2 protein-coding genes and 2 pseudogenes are annotated in these 2,086 nt (G+C 45.5%); 3 read left to right on the plus strand and 1 reads right to left on the minus strand.

Going from position 1 to position 2,086, the window contains the following annotated elements:
- The 3 genes and pseudogenes from ACJMM4_RS05155 to ACJMM4_RS05165 all read left to right on the plus strand — a co-directional run.
- Positions 1–633, plus strand: a 633-nt coding sequence (locus ACJMM4_RS05155) for a carboxymuconolactone decarboxylase family protein (protein ID WP_405383413.1), incomplete at its 5' end; no start/stop codon positions are given.
- A 38-nt stretch (positions 634–671) separates the two neighbouring features.
- On the plus strand, positions 672–959 hold the full coding sequence (locus ACJMM4_RS05160) for an aldo/keto reductase (protein WP_405383415.1): 288 nt from the start codon (positions 672–674) through the stop codon (positions 957–959).
- A gap of 669 nt (positions 960–1,628) precedes the next feature.
- A pseudogene (locus tag ACJMM4_RS05165) lies at positions 1,629–1,790 on the plus strand (DNA alkylation repair protein); the annotation flags it as partial.
- 203 nt (positions 1,791–1,993) lie between these two features.
- Here ACJMM4_RS05165 and ACJMM4_RS05170 read toward each other — a convergent pair.
- Positions 1,994–2,086: pseudogene (locus tag ACJMM4_RS05170) on the minus strand (DUF1349 domain-containing protein); the annotation flags it as partial.

Below are 2,086 nucleotides of genomic sequence, written 5' to 3' on the forward strand. Positions count from 1 at the left end.
GACCGCAGTTTGGTAACAATCACTTCGCTCATCAGCCAAGGAATAACCGACAGCTCGCTGAAATATCATTTGCAGTCGGCAAAGAATAACGGCATTACCCGCACGGAAGCGGCAGAGATTATTACTCATATCGCCTTCTACGCAGGTTGGCCAAAGGCCTGGGCTGCCTTCAATCTGGCAAAGGAGGTATGGAACGAAGATGTGAATGGAGAAGACGCCAAGGCTGCTTTCCAGCGCGAGATGATATTTCCTATTGGCGAACCCAACACCGCTTACGCCAAATACTTCAAAGGCAACAGTTATCTGGCACAAATATCCAACAGTCAGATACCTTTCTTCAACGTAACATTTGAGCCTGGTTGCCGTAACAACTGGCACACGCACCACGCCACAAAGGGTGGCGGACAAATGCTGGTAGGTGTAGCCGGACGTGGCTGGTATCAGGAAGAAGGCAAGCCTGCGCAGGAAATTCTTCCCGGCACAGTCATCCATATTCCTGCCAACGTAAAGCATTGGCATGGTGCCGCAAAAGACAGTTGGTTTGCCCACCTCGCCTTTGAAATACCTGGCGAGAACACATCCAACGAGTGGCAGGAGGCTGTAAGCGATGAGGAATATAACAAGATAAAATAACAACTATAAGATTTTACAATTATGAAGAAAAGAACGGACTGTTCACCAACCCTACCCTCACCCAGATTGGCGAGAAATACGGCAAGACTGCCGCACAAGTAGCCTTGCGCTGGCTGCTGCAGAGCGACGTAATCATCATCCCGAAGACCGTTCACAAGGAACGAATGCAGGAGAATCTGAATCTCTTCGACTTTGAACTTGATGCTGAGGACATGCAGAAGATTGCTGCGCTCGACACCGCCCACAGTCTCTTCCTCGACCATCATAGCGGAGAAACAACCAAGCAGTTTATGGAATGGAGAGCTGTGCTGAAACCTACAGAATAGCCGAGGACCTCATGTAGGTGGCGAGCGGCTTCGCCACAGGCCTTGGAGAGGAGAAATGAATGGAGCAGTAAACACCCTCGAGCTATTACAATTACAGTTATTACAGTTATTACAAATAGGGGGAATATATCACAACCCCCTTCTTTAAGACTTTATAACTAATTAATAATCAATAAGTTATATATAAAAAAGACAGAAATAGCAACCCTTGTAAATAAAACTGTAATAACTGTAATTGTAATGACAGCCCACACCCTACTCTCTCTAAAAGGCTTAAAATCAACAACTTAACAAATCATCAGACATGACAAATTTTAAATACAATCTCAATAAACCCACCCCTCCAGCTATTCCACGCCTCGGAAAAGGCACCGAATGCGTGCAACTTTTGCTTTCGCAGGTGTCGAAGGACATGCATCAGCCACTCGTCCAATGCTTTTCCTAATACTTGGCGCACATGTAAGTGAGGCAGAATTCATGTATCCCGACAAAAGTTGGAAGGAAACAAGCGGAATGTTGGCAAATCTCGTAGCCGATAGTGGCGCAGGCAAGGGTCTGCTGTCAAGCATAGTGGGTCACCAAAGCAGCCTTCATTCAGAACGCCATGAATATATATAAGTTCAATTTTGTAAGTCAGTTGGCTAAGCAATATAAGGATGGATAGCCTAGTTCTTCGCCACAGCCCTTGCCAAGTAATGGGACGCAACGATACCCTACATCGTGCAACGTCGCCTTGCTCTCTGGACGCACAACAAGACAATCCAGAAGGCCATCGAGAGCTACAGAATCACGCCTGAGCAGAAGGAATATCTGCGGACATTGAAGGTGTAAAAAGTGAAAAATAAAAACAGAATTTATTTAAAATACATTAAAGCAAAATCCGTAAGCATCTGACATAGCCAATACTAACCTTTAGGTAACTGAGGCAACAATAAGTGCCTTCTTGTATAATCCGCTGAATGTCATTAACTTTGCAGAGCAATTCCCCGAACTGATGACAGAAAGCGATGTTGCAGACGATGTCTTAGCAACCTTTATTCGGCATGAGCCTTCAACCATTCCAATCTGCGCTGATCGGGCAAATGCTTTACTTGGAAATTCTCAAACTTTGCCTTGAAGCCTTCGCC

The sequence above is a fragment of the Phascolarctobacterium sp. genome, assembly GCF_045124115.1.
In the GTDB taxonomy this organism is placed as follows: domain Bacteria; phylum Bacillota; class Negativicutes; order Acidaminococcales; family Acidaminococcaceae; genus Phascolarctobacterium_A.